We start from the raw sequence: 15260 nt of genomic DNA, 5'->3' as shown, positions 1-15260 counted from the left end.
ATCCTCAGAACAGATCGCTGCGCGATTTCAGCAGGGCTTCAACGTCTTTATCGACCTTGATGTGGATCTCGTGTTCGATTTTGACATTCATATTGATGGTAATCGGCTCCTTTGGCGCAGCGACTTCAATGCGCGGCGTACAGCCGGTCAGTAGCGCGGCAACGGTGAGCGCACCAGCCATCTTTTTCATTGTTGTTCCTCACTTTCCTTGCCAGTCGAACTGCGGAGACCGGGAATCGCCGCGTGTTGCTCAAACCAGGTTTGCAGGTTGTCGCCAAAACGCAGGCTGCGCCACAGGGTAAAGACATTCTCGTCATGGGTGTAGTTCAGATTGACGGAGCTGCTTTTGCCGTCCACGCGGCTGGTCCCCTTGATGGTCGCCTGCATGGTTAATTCACCCAGGTTATCTAAATTGATTCTCGTCCACGACTGCGAAATTTCCATGTAGCGGAGCCAGTTAATCGCTGCGCCCGCGACCATATTATCCTTCACGATGGCGTCTGCCGTATCTTTGTCGATGCGCAGCGTCATTGGCCCCGGGTTGGTCAGCCAGCCATCTTTAATGATCCATTTTTCATTGTCCAGCCAGAACGGCAGCGCCCCGCTCACTGGGCCCGACAGGGTAAACTGCTTCGGGTTGACGGCGCTGATCAGCTCGCTTGAGGAGATATTGTCCACGCGCAGCAGGGCCGGATCGTGCTGCGGCATCCGCAGTTGCTGCATGGTGATCTTCCCGCCGAGCGTTTCTACCTTAACGTTGGTGAGCAGCAGCGGGTTGTCCTCCGTCCAGGGGTAATTCCCCTGCAGGTCCGCGGTAATGTTGCGCGCGGTCACCAGATTTACCACTTCGCCAATCCGCAACGTGACCGGGCCGCGCGTGCCCAGGGACCAGGTCCCCTCGCTGAAGCGGAACGGCAGCACAAAATCGACGCCGTTGATCTGGTTGTCCGGCATCCAGGCGCTGCCGGATTTCAGCACGCCGTGTCCGCCCGCCTCAAAGCCCTGATCGGGGGCCGCCGAGAAGGCAACCTGCGCATAGAGTTCACCGTCACGCAGCGTCATTTTCCAGTCCGGGGGGACCAGCGGCTGGAAGACGGTGAGCGACTGTTTCGGCCACCAGGCCTGCCCGCGAAGGCGCACGCCATCCCAGCGTCCGTTCACCTGTACCGGGCCGATGTTGTCCGCATGGAGGTCGCCCTTAAACTGAAAAACAGTCGGGTCGGTACCGTCGACGCTGAAGGTCAGGACCGAGGGCGGCAATACGCTGCCGCCGGAGAACCGGGTTTGCCCGGCATTCAGCGACAGCGCGCCGCTGAATGCGGGTTTTTCGGCATCGCGCAGCCAGCGTACAGGCCGATCCAGCACCAGACGCGGCTTGCTGACCTCCATGGTGCCGTACTGAAGCTTGTCAAAACCGGTGGAGAGCGCCGTCAGTTCAATAAGGTTGTCGCGCCACTCGCCTTTCCCGGCGACATCCCAGCGGGCATGCATCGGCGTAAAGCCGCCTTTTCCCCAGTAGCGCCACTGCCACAGGCCGTTATCAGGTAAAAAGTCGTTGGCCTGACCGTCCAGGTGGAGTTCAAAACCGCCCATCTCGTTTTCATGGGCACGCAGAATAGCCTGCAGACGCCCGTCCACGCCCTTCTGGGTGAGCTTCACGCCCGCCAGCGGCCAGCGGATTTCATCGATATCGAGTGAGTCAATAATGCGCCCGCGCGAGCGGAGCAGCGCGCCGGGCTCAAAAGCAAGCTGCGGTTCATACAGGCTGCCGGTCAGTGTGGCGGGCAATTTGGCGAAAAGAATGAGATCGTTTTGCTTCGCCTCGCCGCTCAGATGCAGCGGCATGTTGCTGTTTTCCATGCTGAGCCTGCCGGGCCCAATGTTCAGTACCGCGTTACCTTTACCCGCATCGCCTTGCGTCAACACGTTCAGTCGTCCGGTCAGGGTAGCTTTCTCCAGCCCCTGCTGCCAGTTGTCGGCGCGAAGGGACACCCGCCCGCTCAGCGGCATACCCGAAAGATCCCAGTTCCAGCGCCCGTCGCTGATGTTCAGCTGTTCCGCCGTGATCTGCCACGGCAGGTCGAGAAGCGGATCGGGGTTATCCCGCGCCATCACCACCAGCTGTCCCTGATTGTCTTCCCAGTCGAGATCGGCATCGACCAGAGACGTTAACTGTGGCACGTTAAAGGTCGCGACCGCGTGGCCTTTCACCGGCACGCCGTCCGGCACCAGCGGCAAAGTGAACTCGCCCACCAGCTTAATCGGCTGCGGCTGGTCAGGGAGCTGAACATCAAACTGGCTGACCGAGAGCGTCTGGCCGCGAAGCGTGCCTTTGATGTTGACCTGTTCGCCTCGGTAAGCGATCTCCTGGCTGGAGGGCGTCAGTGACGCATTGAGCTCGCCCTGCCACTGCTGCCAGGGCGAGAGCGTCAGACGGTGAATGGTGAGCCAGGTATTGGGCAACACAGCCTGCCACTGGGCCAGCGTTTTGGGGGCGACCGTTGAGGGTGCAGACTGGGGAATTTTGCTCAGGCAGACGGTGTTAAGATCCAGCGCGCCGATATCCAGTTTCCAGCGGCTCGGATGTGACAGCGTCACGTTATCGATGCGGGCAATTTCGCAGTCTTCCACCAGATAGCGAAGATCGGGGATCACCAGCGCGTGGCGAGTCAGTTTTGGGCTTTCTTCGAAAGCAATCCGCGTCCCGACGGGGAGCCAGATCCCGGCGAGCGTCGGCACCCACTGGGCGAGCGTCATCAGCAGCGTCAGCGGCACCAAAATCAACAGCAGTAAAACCGCAATGGCGGCTTTGTATTTACCCTTCATGGGCAGTTAATGTCCTGATTTTTCGAAAGAATTAAGCCGGCAATGCCGAATATTGTCGCATATTTGGCGGTTGAGTTGAAGTTGACCCCAAGATAAAGGATAGATGCTGTAAAGAGTATGAGAAAACTTTTTGCTATGCGTAACCTACAGAACACATTTTAGATTCAGTGGGTTACGCATTATCTCAGACGTAAAAACGGGAAAACACTGCGTAACTAATACTTGTTCCTGGGCATTGCCAATAGGTAGAGCATGGCGAATATCAACGACCCCCAATACACTGAATCGTACCGCCATGGATCAAAATCGATATGTAAAAAACCGCGAACAAACTCATAGCCGTTGGCAAAAACATTAATCTGGATGGCTGCAATCGCTATCACAAACAGCGTATAGGCAATGAACAATGGATATTTACGGAGCCTATTGACCTTGAGTTTTCCAACGTACAACAAGAAAAAAATTAAAATAGAAACAATGAAATAGCATAAAGCAGGTAGAATGGGGGGAGTTAATGACAACTCAAACTGTTGCGACATAATTAATTCTCTTTAGCTATCTGGTACATCTGCCAACCTGTGACGCTCCCACTGGTCAAATCCAGAGCCATCGCTGTTTTAGACGCTTCCTGCCATCCTCTGATATAATCAGATTCAATGTTGCGAAACAAACTCCATGATTTTTCTCTGGGAGCCAGAACTCTCCTGCCAGCACCGTAGGCTGATAATGATATATCAACAACCCCATAAACAATATCAGCTTCGTTATTCCCATAGCCGAGCTTCGCTGCCGCGAAACGATAAGCATCTCTTAGCGTGCCTGACCGATCTTCCCGATAAAGAAGATAGTATCCATTCTCATACATATTGTTTAACCCATGAGTAATCATAGGTGCACCATATGCGGCGCAGGCCAGTCCCAGCGATCCGACGCATAAACTAGCGCCACCATACACTTGCGCCCCACCCGCAACGAAACCAATTTGTTTGAGGGCTAAGGTCGTCGTTGTGGTCCGATTTTTTTCAACAACGATGTAGAGCTTAGCCTTGTTGAAGGTAAGTAAATCATCCTGATCCTTGAGATGATGAATCTGTTCATCAAGTATTTGAATCCCACCTGACCACGTCAGGCAATGCGATTCGATCTCTCGTTTCAGATGATCAACAAGTTGTTGAGTTTCAAAAAACATGCCTGAAGTACCATAAAGCAAATGCTTTGTGGCAATACGTTGCGCGAGATTTTCAATCTCAACTACTTTCTCTTCGAAATGACTTTTATCCCGATTATGGTTGTACATTCGGTCTCCCTGTCATTTTTAAACGATAATGCTAATACTACCTTTGATGTTAATACATTCAAAGAGCTACGTCATATCAACAACTAAGCTTAGCCACGTTTTCAGGCTTTGGTAACCCTTGCGTTCCTGAAAATTGAAGCTAACAGGCATGTCTTTTGTATAACTCGCACTTAAGAAAGCGTTGGATATGAATATCATGGAGTTAGGGTGTATATATGCTCTAGAATAATTGATAGAACTTATTGAATTCAATAATATTTTATAAATTGTAAGATAATTTTAATCATGCTAACGTGAATGCAAAATCACTGGAGAAAGTCTTATGAAACTCGCGGTATATAGCACAAAGCAGTACGACAAAAAGTATCTGCAACATGTTAACGAAGCTTACGGGTTTGAGCTTGAATTTTTCGACTTTCTGCTGTCCGAAAAAACCGCCAAAACGGCGCACGGCTGTGAAGGCGTCTGCATTTTTGTTAACGATGACGGCAGTCGTCCGGTGCTGGAAGAGTTGAAAAAGCAGGGAGTGAAGTATATCGCCCTGCGCTGCGCCGGCTTTAACAACGTAGATCTCGACGCGGCAAAAGAGCTGGGTCTGAAGGTGGTTCGCGTCCCGGCGTACTCCCCGGAAGCGGTAGCAGAACATGCGATTGGCATGATGATGTCGCTCAACCGTCGAATTCACCGCGCTTATCAGCGTACGCGTGACGCCAACTTCTCGCTGGAAGGGCTGACCGGCTTTACCATGTACGGCAAAACCGCGGGCGTGATCGGCACCGGTAAAATTGGCGTGGCTGCCCTGCGCATTCTGAAAGGCTTCGGCATGCGTCTGCTGGCATTCGATCCGTACCCGAGCGCCGCAGCGCTGGATCTGGGCGTGGAGTACGTCGACCTGCCGACGCTATTCTCGCAGTCCGACGTGATCTCCCTGCACTGCCCGCTGACGCCGGAAAACTACCACCTGCTTAACCAGGCGGCGTTTGACCAGATGAAAGACGGCGTGATGATCATCAACACCAGCCGCGGCGGTCTGGTTGACTCTCAGGCTGCTATCGAAGCGCTGAAAACTCAGAAAATTGGCGCGCTGGGGATGGACGTGTATGAGAACGAGCGCGATCTGTTCTTTGAAGACAAGTCCAACGATGTGATCCAGGACGACGTGTTCCGCCGTCTGTCTGCCTGCCATAACGTCCTGTTTACCGGCCACCAGGCGTTTCTGACTGCCGAAGCGCTGATCAGCATTTCGGAAACCACGCTGGGGAATCTTCAGCAGTTAGAAAAGGGTGAACCGTGCCCTAACGAACTGGCTTAAATGCTACGCCGGGTGGGGGCTAAGCTTCATCCGGCGCGTTTGTTTCCCAGCTTCGGTGAGCAACGCGCCACCAGAGCAGGACGGCGGCCAGCGCAATCGCGCTCAGGACACTGAATGCCGTCGCAAACGAGTAACGACCGGCGATCGTCCCGGTTAACGCCGGGCTCATGGCTGCCCCCACTCCCTGCATCAGCATCACCACACTCTGCCCGGCATTAACGTGCCCGCTTCCGCGCAGCAGCACCACAATAAACGACGGTACGACGACACCCAGGATCCCGGCGGCGAGACCGTCGAGAATTTGTACCGGGATCATCATTAACGGCGCGTCGGTCGATGCTGCCAGCGCCGCGCGCACCGGCATAACCAACAGCGCCAGCATAATCAAACGCCAGTAGCCGTAGCGTTCTATTCGGCCTGCAACCCAGATGGCAACGGGGATCATCACCGCCTGCGAGATGATGACGGTGCCTGCCGCGTACAGGCCAGGATTGATCGAGGCGGGTGCCGCGGCCACCCTCATGCTCAGCATCGGCAGCAGTGCGGCATTCGCCAGATGGAACAGCAGTAGCGTCAGTCCGGTCACAAACAGCGCCCGGTTTTTAATCAGCACCGCGAAGCCGGGGACAGGAACGCTACCTGAGGATGAAAGCCCTCGCGCCGCATCGTTATCAATGTCCCCGTTGCGGATGGCAAGCAGCGCGCAGAGCGTCAGCAGCGTCGTGCAGGTCATCAGCAGGAAAATCCCGCCGACGCCCCAGTACCAGGCAATACCGCCTGCTATCACTGCGGTGACAAAATTACCGCCGTGATTGAACGCCTCATTTTTGCCCATCTGCGCGCTGAACCCGCGCTGGCCGGTCAGGCCCAGCGTAATCCCGGCGATGAGCGGCCCGACAAACGCCGCGCAGATGCCGGTGACCATTTGTGAGACGGCAACAACGCTGGTCTGCTGGCTAAACCAGAGCAGCAGCGTGCTCAGGGTGATCAAAGTGCAGAGCAGCGCCAGTACGGCGCGTTTGTTCCGCGAAGTGTCAGTAATTACCCCCGCCGGGAGCGTAGCCAGCAATCCCGCCAGCCCACCGGCAGTCATCAGGATGCCAATATCATCGGGGCTCCAGTGGCGTTCTGTCAGAAAGATACCGAGAAAAGGACCAAGGCCATCACGGACATCCGCAATGAAAAAACTTGTCAGGCATAACGCCCGCAGCGAACGAAGAGACATACTTCCTGCCTGTAAATTATCCGGCTCGCGTTTCGCGATGACCCGCGTCCAGACGATCGTACAATAAAATTTAAAATGTAGCGTAGCGCTGCTTATTGAAAATCAGATGACGGCCCAAAAGACCGGATTAACCGGGGAGGCTACTCGTCACACCAGCCTCCAACGAGCTGTAGCAAAATGTGAATAGCCGCCGGGAACATCAACAGGAAGAGTAAAACTGTCACCACAGCAATCGCCATCAGAAACTCCTTTTAAATTTTCGTTTTACGAAATCGTAGTCAGTATTTTTAATTTGTCACTGACGCTCGGCTATTTTCTTCATTATTCACGGGGACGCCCCTTTTTATTAGCGTCCCCGTTGCTGGTTTGATTAAAATTCGCGTTTAAAACGCCGGAGCTTTACCTTTTGATTATGCTTTTGCTGCTCAAATAGCAAAGTTTTCCGTCATCTGCTTCAGTGCCCTGGACTGCTCGGTCAGCGCCTGCGATGCCGCTGCGGATTGCTCAACGAGCGCCGCATTACCCTGCGTCACGCCATCCATCTGGGTGACAGCAGCGCTGATTTGCATGATGCCCTGCATTTGCTCAACCGAGGCCATTGAAAGACTGTCCATAGTTTCTGCCAGCGTAGCCACGTTGCTCGCAGCCCGCAAAATCGTCTCTGCCGTTCTGGATGCCACCGACACACCGTTATCGACATCCTCAACGGCATGCTCAATCAGCGCCCCAATTTCTTTGGACGCCGTTGCGCTGCGCTGAGCGAGATTTCTGACTTCCGTCGCCACCACGGCGAAGCCACGACCATGCTCACCGGCACGTGCAGCCTCGACCGCCGCATTCAGCGCCAGAATATTAGTCTGGAAAGCAATCCCTTCTATAACGCTGGTGATTTCCTTTATCTTCAGGGCGTTAGCCGAGATATTCTGCATCGTTTCGCTCATTTCGCCCACGGCAGACTCACCTTCACGTGCCAGTGCTTCCGTCTTTCTTGCTGACGTTGCCGTATGCTCCGCGACCTCGGTATTGTTCCGAACGGTCATCGTCAGCTGTTCCATGCTGGCGGCAGTCTGCTGCAACGCCGCCGCCTGCTCCTCGGTACGAGACGATAACTCCATATTACCCTGCTCGATCTCACCGGCAGCCAGATCCACCGACGTCGCGGCCTCTTTGATTTCAGTGACAAGGGTTTTCAACTGGGTCTGCATGTTGTCCAGAGCCGCAAGCAGCGTGCCGGTTTCATCCATCCGGGTAATACGTATGGCTGAGGTGAGATTGCCCGCAGCGATAGTATTCGCCGTATTTACGGCCTGCTTAAGCGGTCGGAGAATACTGCGTGACAGCAGTATGCCCGTCAGCAGCGCGGTGATAACCGCAGCAATCATCCCCAGAACAATCATCATTCGCGTTCGAAAGCGTTCTTCAGCCAGTCGGGTCTGGCGTTCAGCCATAATGTCGTACTCATCACTCAGCGCCTGCTGAATAACGCTCCGCATGGCGTCCATTTGGGCTTTTCCGGTATTTCGCTCAACGTTACTGATAAACGCATCCATATTTTCGCCCCCGCGGGATACGCTCTCCCGACGCTGGATGAGCGGCAGCGCAAAGGTTCTTTTCCATTCTTCTTCAAGTCTGGAAAGGGAAGTTAACTTCTGCTGCTGCGACGGATTATCACGCGTAAGCCCCGCAATTTCTTCTACTTTGCTTTTAAACCGTTCATCACCCTGCGTGAAAGGCTCAAGCACATCCTGGTTGCCGGTGAGCGCAAAACCTCGAATACCTGTTTCCATGTTGATCAGGCTTTCGGTTAGGGAGCGAAGATTGTCGACCACTTTATAGCTATGGACGTTGAGCTTGCTTACGGCCGTCACTCTGTCAAAGCTCAAATAGAGCAATCCGCAGACGACGGACATTAAAACCACAATTGCGCCAAATGCTATGGTAAGCCGGGTGCCGATGTTGAGATTTTTAAACATGACTCTTCCTTAATAATTAGCATAGGTTCATCTTCTGGAGATGAATTTTAATAACGGCTTATTTTTTGTGGTTAATGGAAATGGGTTTCCACCACGACCACACCCATGCTAATCGGCAGAGAAAATTAATACTTTAGACTGGGATAAAAATATTATAATCATCTTTTTGCGATGATTCTTATATGCAATAAACGGCCATGCTTCAGTCAGCATAAATAATTAAATAAACTTGCGAGCATTATAAATTTGAGATTGGTAAAAGCGCCTAAATTTAAGCACATTTAATATAAATATATTTCAAACCGTTAACAAATGTAAATTTTAGCTCTTTTTTTTGACCATTTTCGGGCTTTCAGACCTTAAAAAAAAACCGGGCGCGGGGCCCGGTTATCTTCTTAGCTAAAAGTGACTTTATGCGCTCAGCCCGCGATTCTCCAGCATCGGTTCAATCTTCGGATCGTGCCCGCGCCAGCTGCGATACAGTTCAGCCAAGTCCGTACTGTTACCACGGGACAAAATCGCCTCGCGGAATTTCTGCCCGTTTTCACGCGTCAATCCACCCTGTTCGACAAACCACTGATAGCCATCGTCCGCCAGCATTTGTGTCCACAGGTAGGCGTAATATCCCGCAGCGTAGCCGCCGCCGAAGATATGGGCAAAGTAGCTGCTGCGATAGCGCGGCGGTACAGCGGGCAGATCCAGCCCCTCTTTTTTCAACGCGGCGGCTTCGAATTCTTCAACGCTCGACACGGCTTCGCTGATGCCGTGCCAGTTCATGTCCAGCAGAGCCGCACTCAGCAGCTCCGTCATGTCATAGCCCTTGTTGAAGTGGGTCGCGTTGAGCATGCTTTCCCGCAGCGCGTCCGGCATGGGGTCACCGGTTTCGTAATGACGGGCATAGTGGCTAAACACCTGAGGATGGCTGGCCCAGTGCTCATTAATTTGCGACGGGAATTCAACGAAATCACGCGGCGTATTGGTACCGGACAGCGTGGCGAAGCGCTGGCTGGCAAACAGACCGTGCAGGGTATGGCCAAACTCGTGGAACAGGGTTATCACGTCATCCCAGGAGAGAAGCGCGACGCCGCCGTTACCCGGCTTTTGGTAGTTGCAGACGTTGTAGATCACCGGGCGGGCAGCAAACTCAAAGGACTGCTCGATGAAATTGCCCATCCAGGCCCCGCCCTGCTTGGAATCGCGGGCGAAGAAGTCGCCGTAAAACAGCGCCATGCCCTCACCGGTATGGTCAAAAATTTCCCATACGCGGACGTCAGGGTGATAAACCGGAATGTCGAAACGCTCCACAAAACGAATGCCAAACAGCTGGCTGGCCGCCCAGAATACACCGTCCTGCAATACGGTATTGAGCGCAAAATAGGGTCGAATCTGCGATTCATCGAGGGCATATTTCGCCTGGCGCACGCGCTCGGCATAAAAGGCCCAGTCCCAGGCCTGCACGGTGAAGCCACCCTGCTCGTCGTCGATGACCTTCTGAATATCGGCCTGCTCGCGTTCCGCGCGGGCGCGGGCGGCAGGCACAATGCCGCGCATAAATTCCAGCGCGGCGGCCGGGGTTTTCGCCATCTGGTCGGCGATGCTCCAGCTGGCGTAATCCTCAAAGCCGAGCAGACGGGCCTGGCGCGCCCGCAGCGCCGTAAGGCGCAGGATCAGCGTGCGGGTGTCGTTTTCATCCCCTTTCTGGGTGCGCGTCCAGCCGGCGTTGAACAGGTTTTCGCGCGTCTGCCGATTGCGCAGCGCGGCTAGCGCAGGCTGCTGTGTCGTATTCAGAAGCGGGATTAGCCAGCGGTCGTTAAGCCCTTTTTCCGCGGCGGCCTGCGCCGCGGCGGCAATCTCTTCGGCGCTAAGGCCTTCAAGCTGGTGCGCGTAATCAACCACCAGCCCGCCCGCGTTGTTAGCGGCCAGCAGGCGCTGGTTAAACTGGCTGGTCAGGGACGCGGCCTCGGTATTCAGCGCCTTCAGCTCGGCTTTTTCCGCTTCATTCAGGCGCGCGCCGGCCAGAATAAAGCGCTGGTACGTATCCTCGACCAGCCGACGGGATTCGGCATCCAGCGCGGCGCGGTCCTGCCAGACGCTCTCGACGCGGGCGAAAAGGGTGTCGTTCAGCCAGATGTCGTTCGCCAGCGCGGCAAGTTCGGTGGAGAGCTGCTCCTCCAGTTCCTGCAGGTACGCATTGGTGTGCGCGGAGGTCATGGCGAAGAAAACGCTGCTGACGCGCGCAAGCATGACGCCGCTTTTCTCCAGCGCCAGCACGGTGTTAGTGAAGTCTGGCGCAGCGGTGTGAGAGACTATCGCCTCTATGTCCGCCCGCTTCTGGCGAAGCGCTTCATCGAAGGCCGGACGATAATGCTCGTCTTTGATGGTATCAAAATGGGGAGCCTGGTAAGGCAGCAGGCTGATGTCAAAAAAGGGGTTGGTGGCCGTCATCTTTCACTCCTCCGAACGAATATCTTCCCAGAGTAGGCCAGGCCGCCATCGCCTGCAACGCCGTCATACAAATGTTGCCTTAACGCACCCTCTGCGGGCGTGCTATGTTAGTACCACACAAAAAGCGTTGAGGAACAGTGAGATGATTATTTTAGTTACCGGGGCAACGGCAGGTTTTGGTGAAAGCATCACGCGTCGCTTCGTCGCCAACGGGCATAAGGTGATTGCAACGGGTCGTCGTCAGGAGCGGCTTCAGGAGCTGAAGGACGATTTAGGTGACAGCATCCTGACCGCGCAGCTGGACGTGCGTAACCGTGCGGCCATTGAAGAGATGATTGCCAGCCTGCCGGCAGAGTGGCGTGCCATCGACGTGCTGGTCAACAACGCCGGTCTGGCGCTGGGCATGGAGCCAGCCCACAAAGCCAGCGTTGAAGACTGGGAAAACATGATCGACACCAACAACAAAGGGCTGGTGTACATGACCCGCGCGGTGCTGCCGGGCATGGTCGAGCGCAACCGCGGCCACATTATCAACATCGGTTCTACCGCCGGGAGCTGGCCTTACGCGGGCGGTAATGTCTACGGCGCGACCAAAGCGTTTGTGCGCCAGTTCAGCCTGAACCTGCGCACCGACCTGCACGGCACCGCCATTCGCGTCACCGATATCGAGCCGGGGCTGGTAGGCGGCACCGAATTCTCCAACGTGCGCTTCAAGGGCGATGACGCGAAAGCGGATAAAACCTACGAAAATGCCAACGCCCTGACGCCGGAAGACGTCACCGAAACGGTCTGGTGGGTCGCAACGCTGCCAAAACACGTCAACATCAATACCGTGGAAATGATGCCGGTCAGCCAGAGTTTTGCCGGACTTAGCGTCCATCGTGGCTAAATAAGCCCTTCCCGGCCCGCGGGCCGGGTCTGTTTCGGGTCATAAAAGAATGGTAGTATGTTCGGGCTAACTCTCTGAGAAATGACAACTCATGGCCGCTGAATCGCAACTCAATCCCACCCAGCCCGTAAACCAGCAAATCTATCGCATTTTGCGACGTGATATTGTCCATTGCCTGATCCCACCGGGAACGCCGCTTTCTGAAAAAGAGGTCTCCGTGCGATTTGACGTGTCCCGTCAGCCGGTGCGTGAAGCGTTTATTAAGCTTGCGGAGAACGGCCTGATTCAGATCCGCCCGCAGCGCGGCAGCTACGTGAACAAAATTTCACTCTCACAGGTGCGCAACGGCTGTTTCGTACGCCAGGCAATTGAATGCGCGGTGGTGCGCCGTGCCGCGACGCTCATTAATGACAACCAGTGTTACCTGCTGGAGCAAAACCTGCATCAGCAGCGCATTGCGATTGACCGTAAACAGCTCAACGACTTCTTCCAGCTTGATGATGAGTTTCACCAGAAGCTGGCGCAAATTGCAGACTGCCAGCTGGCCTGGGATACCATCGAGAACATCAAGGCCACCATTGACCGGGTGCGCTACATGAGCCTCGATCACGTCTCCCCGCCGGAAATGCTGCTCCGCCAGCATCACGATATTTTCAGCGCGCTGGAAAAACGCGACCCGGACGGCGTGGAAAAAGCGATGACCCTGCATCTGCAGGAGATAGGCGAATCCGTGCAGCTTATTCGTCAGGAAAATAGCGAGTGGTTTAGCGAAGAGTGATATTTGCCGCCCTTTTGGCGGGCGGCGCCGTAATTAGCGAACGACTAACACCGGAATTGTGGCGTAGCGCAGAATAGATTCCGCATTTGACCCCAGCAGATGGGTGGTGATGCCCGGATTTCTTGACCCGATGACAATCACGTCATATTCCCCTTCTTTGCTCAACTTGATAATTTCATCGCGGACGCTGCCAAAACGAACCAGAGTGTGAATATTCTCCAGGGAGATATCGAACAGTCGTTTTAACTCGTTCATTTTCTTCCCGGATTCTGCGCTCATATACTCTTCAAACTTTTTAATATCGGCGTTGAATCCGCGCAGCAGAGACCGGCTGCTGGCAGGCAGAATATTGACCAGGGTAATCGACGCGCCCTCGGCCTTCGCGAGGTTAGCCGCGTGGCGAACCGCTTTGTCGCTTAAATCCATTTCAAACACGTCAACAGGCATCAAAATCTTCTTATACATAAGCCTGACTCCTTATTCCGATGAAGGGTTATTTCCTGCAACCAGAATGGCATCGGGAATATAAACCAATCCTCAACGCTTCCTCGTAGAAACTATCAATGAGTGAAAATAACGGTCTGCTTTGTAAATTGCCGTCGTGAAGCGTCAACGCCCCATGTAATAAAGAAAAAAGTGTGAGTTTGATCAAAAACAAAAACATGACTGGCAGACAGGCGTATTTATAGTGCCCCGTGAACGGCAAAACCTGAAATAGCGCCGTAACGGATAGTTTAGAGAGGAGAAAATACCATGATGACATACGACCGTAACCGCAATGCAATCACCACCGGCAGCCGCGTCATGATTAGCGGCACCGGCAAAACCGGCGTGATTAAGGCGATCCACAGCGACGGGCTGGATGCCGCGCAGGTGCGCCGTGGCAAAACGGTGGAAGTGGAAGGGTGCGAAGGTAAGTTCGAACCAATTGAACTGATTCGTCTGGGTATGCACTAAATTGTGCGCCGACATGCCGCCGCGAACGGCGGCATGTATTGAATTACAGGTGCGACACGTACTCCGCCACCGTGGTCTTTGCTCCCTTCTGCAGCAGCGTCTGATACGCGCTCATCACGGCATCTGTGAAGGCTTTTTCTCGCGGCAACTCTTTCCCAAAAATGGCCTCAATGCCGAGCAGCGCGTTAACCCGGTTTTCCCCTTCGGCACTTCCCTTCACCGCCGCCTGAATCACCGCCAGCTGCGGATCGCTCACGTCAATAGCGTTACCCTGATCGTCCACGCCGCCGACATAGCGCATCCACCCAGCCACGCCCAGCGCCAGCAGTGGGAAAGGCGTCTGGTGCACCAGGTGCCAGCGCGCGGGATCCAGCATCCGCTGCGGAAGCTTCTGGCTGCCGTCCATCGCAATTTGCCAGGTACGGTGGCGCAGGGCCGGGTTACTGTAACGGGCGATCAGCAGGTCAGCGTAGCGTTCTAAATCGACGCCCTTCACTTTCAGGGTCGGCGCCTGCTCGTTGAACATCAGCGCGTGCGCGGCGACGCGATAGTGTTCGTCTTCCATACACTCATTGATGTGCTGATAACCGGCCAGATAGCCCAGGTAGGCCAGGAAAGAGTGGCTGCCGTTGAGCATGCGTAGCTTCATCTCTTCAAACGGGATCACGTCTGAAACCAGTTCGGCTCCGGCTTTTTCCCATTCCGGACGCCCGGCCACAAAGTTATCCTCGATAACCCACTGGCGGAACGGCTCGCAGGCCACCGCCGCCGGATCGCGTACGCCAGTCAGCTGCGCGATTTTATCCAGCGTATCGGGTGTGACCGCCGGTACGATGCGGTCCACCATGGTTGACGGGAAGGTGACGTTAGCCTCGATCCAGTCCGCCAGCTCGCCGTCTACCGCCCGGGCGTACGCGCAGGTGACGTTGCGCATCACGTGACCGTTCTCCGGCATGTTGTCGCAGGACATCACGCTAAACGCGGGCAGCCCTGCCGCTTTACGGCGCGCCAGCGCTTCCACCACCACGCCCGGCGCAGATTTCGGCTGATGCGGGTTTTGCAGGTCGGCAACGATGAAAGGATGATCGAGCATCAGTTGCCCGGTTGCCGGAGAGTGGCAGTAGCCTTTTTCGGTGATGGTCAGCGAGACAATCGCCACCTGCGGTTCACACATTGCCGCCAGCACGCTTTCCAGCCCGTCGACCTGCGCGTGCAGGGCCTTTTTGACTACGCCAACCACGCGGGACGTCCAGCCATCGGCAGACATTTCCGCTACGGTGTAGAGGTTATCCTGCGCCTTCAGGTCGGCAATCTGCTGCTCGCCGCCAATCAGGTTAACCTCACAGTAGCCCCAGTCGCTGCCGTGTTCAGCCGCGAGGATGTCCGCATACACCGCCTGATGCGCGCGGTGAAATGCGCCGAAGCCTAAATGTACATTGCGTGCTTTAAGGCTGTCGCGATCGTACTTAGGCAGCGTCGCGTTGGCCTGTAATAAGGTGTTTTCCATGATTAAGACTCGCTAATTAGAAAGCTGTGGATCGCTGCCGCCCCCAGTCCA

13 protein-coding genes are annotated in these 15260 nt (G+C 55.0%); 4 read left to right on the top strand and 9 right to left on the bottom strand.

Features of this window, described 5'->3' with window-relative positions:
• Window positions 1-4: 4 nt before the first annotated feature.
• From IM313_RS01595 to IM313_RS01580, 4 genes are all read right to left on the bottom strand, one after another.
• Window positions 5-190, bottom strand: a complete 186-nt coding sequence (locus IM313_RS01595; protein WP_028013019.1) for a YnbE family lipoprotein — start codon at window positions 188-190, stop codon at window positions 5-7.
• Window positions 187-2826 carry a YdbH family protein gene (locus IM313_RS01590; RefSeq protein WP_192971013.1) on the bottom strand — a complete coding sequence of 880 codons (2640 nt, stop codon included), beginning with the start codon at window positions 2824-2826 and terminating at the stop codon, window positions 187-189. Before IM313_RS01590 ends, IM313_RS01595 begins: the two co-directional genes overlap by 4 nt.
• A 215-nt stretch (window positions 2827-3041) precedes the next feature.
• Entirely contained in the window at window positions 3042-3365 is a 324-nt protein-coding gene (locus tag IM313_RS01585; protein ID WP_045261433.1) for a hypothetical protein, read from the bottom strand.
• Between the two features lie 2 nt (window positions 3366-3367).
• Window positions 3368-4123, bottom strand: a complete 756-nt coding sequence (locus IM313_RS01580; RefSeq protein ID WP_028013016.1) for a DUF4225 domain-containing protein — start codon at window positions 4121-4123, stop codon at window positions 3368-3370.
• Between the two features lie 322 nt (window positions 4124-4445).
• Between IM313_RS01580 and IM313_RS01575 the strand changes: the two genes are divergently transcribed.
• A complete protein-coding gene (locus IM313_RS01575) occupies window positions 4446-5435 on the top strand; it encodes a 2-hydroxyacid dehydrogenase (protein WP_028013015.1) in 990 nt (329 codons plus the stop codon).
• Window positions 5436-5454: 19 nt separating this feature from the next.
• On the opposite strand, the gene IM313_RS01570 is transcribed toward IM313_RS01575, so the two are convergent.
• The 3 genes from IM313_RS01570 to dcp form a co-directional block, all read right to left on the bottom strand.
• Window positions 5455-6660, bottom strand: coding sequence for an MFS transporter (locus IM313_RS01570; protein WP_136485944.1), 1206 nt, complete (start codon window positions 6658-6660; stop codon window positions 5455-5457).
• A 425-nt stretch (window positions 6661-7085) separates the two neighbouring features.
• On the bottom strand, window positions 7086-8633 hold the full coding sequence (locus IM313_RS01565; protein ID WP_192971012.1) for a methyl-accepting chemotaxis protein: 1548 nt from the start codon (window positions 8631-8633) through the stop codon (window positions 7086-7088).
• 411 nt (window positions 8634-9044) lie between these two features.
• Window positions 9045-11078, bottom strand: coding sequence for a peptidyl-dipeptidase Dcp (dcp, locus tag IM313_RS01560; protein ID WP_192971011.1), 2034 nt, complete (start codon window positions 11076-11078; stop codon window positions 9045-9047).
• A gap of 142 nt (window positions 11079-11220) precedes the next feature.
• Between dcp and ydfG the strand changes: the two genes are divergently transcribed.
• Both ydfG and IM313_RS01550 read left to right on the top strand, forming a co-directional pair.
• Window positions 11221-11967: a bifunctional NADP-dependent 3-hydroxy acid dehydrogenase/3-hydroxypropionate dehydrogenase YdfG gene (gene ydfG, locus IM313_RS01555; protein ID WP_028013011.1), complete on the top strand. Its 747-nt coding sequence runs from the start codon at window positions 11221-11223 to the stop codon at window positions 11965-11967.
• Window positions 11968-12058: 91 nt separating this feature from the next.
• The gene (locus IM313_RS01550; protein WP_028013010.1) at window positions 12059-12745 is read left to right on the top strand and encodes a GntR family transcriptional regulator; all 687 of its coding nucleotides are present in this window, start codon (window positions 12059-12061) and stop codon (window positions 12743-12745) included.
• A gap of 33 nt (window positions 12746-12778) precedes the next feature.
• Here IM313_RS01550 and IM313_RS01545 read toward each other — a convergent pair whose 3' ends face one another.
• Window positions 12779-13210 (bottom strand): universal stress protein, encoded by a 432-nt coding sequence (locus IM313_RS01545; protein WP_192971010.1) that lies wholly within the window; start codon window positions 13208-13210, stop codon window positions 12779-12781.
• A 288-nt stretch (window positions 13211-13498) separates the two neighbouring features.
• On the opposite strand from IM313_RS01545, the gene ydfZ reads away from it, so the two are divergent.
• The gene (gene ydfZ, locus IM313_RS01540) at window positions 13499-13702 is read left to right on the top strand and encodes a putative selenium delivery protein YdfZ (protein WP_028013008.1); all 204 of its coding nucleotides are present in this window, start codon (window positions 13499-13501) and stop codon (window positions 13700-13702) included.
• 43 nt (window positions 13703-13745) lie between these two features.
• On the opposite strand, the gene IM313_RS01535 is transcribed toward ydfZ, so the two are convergent.
• Window positions 13746-15209, bottom strand: coding sequence for a mannitol dehydrogenase family protein (locus IM313_RS01535; protein ID WP_192971009.1), 1464 nt, complete (start codon window positions 15207-15209; stop codon window positions 13746-13748).
• Between the last annotated feature and the right edge of the window lie 51 nt (window positions 15210-15260).

Source organism: Enterobacter cloacae complex sp. P2B, from assembly GCF_014895985.1.
Classification (GTDB): domain Bacteria; phylum Pseudomonadota; class Gammaproteobacteria; order Enterobacterales; family Enterobacteriaceae; genus Enterobacter; species Enterobacter bugandensis.
This window is presented reverse-complemented; position numbering and strand designations above follow the sequence as displayed.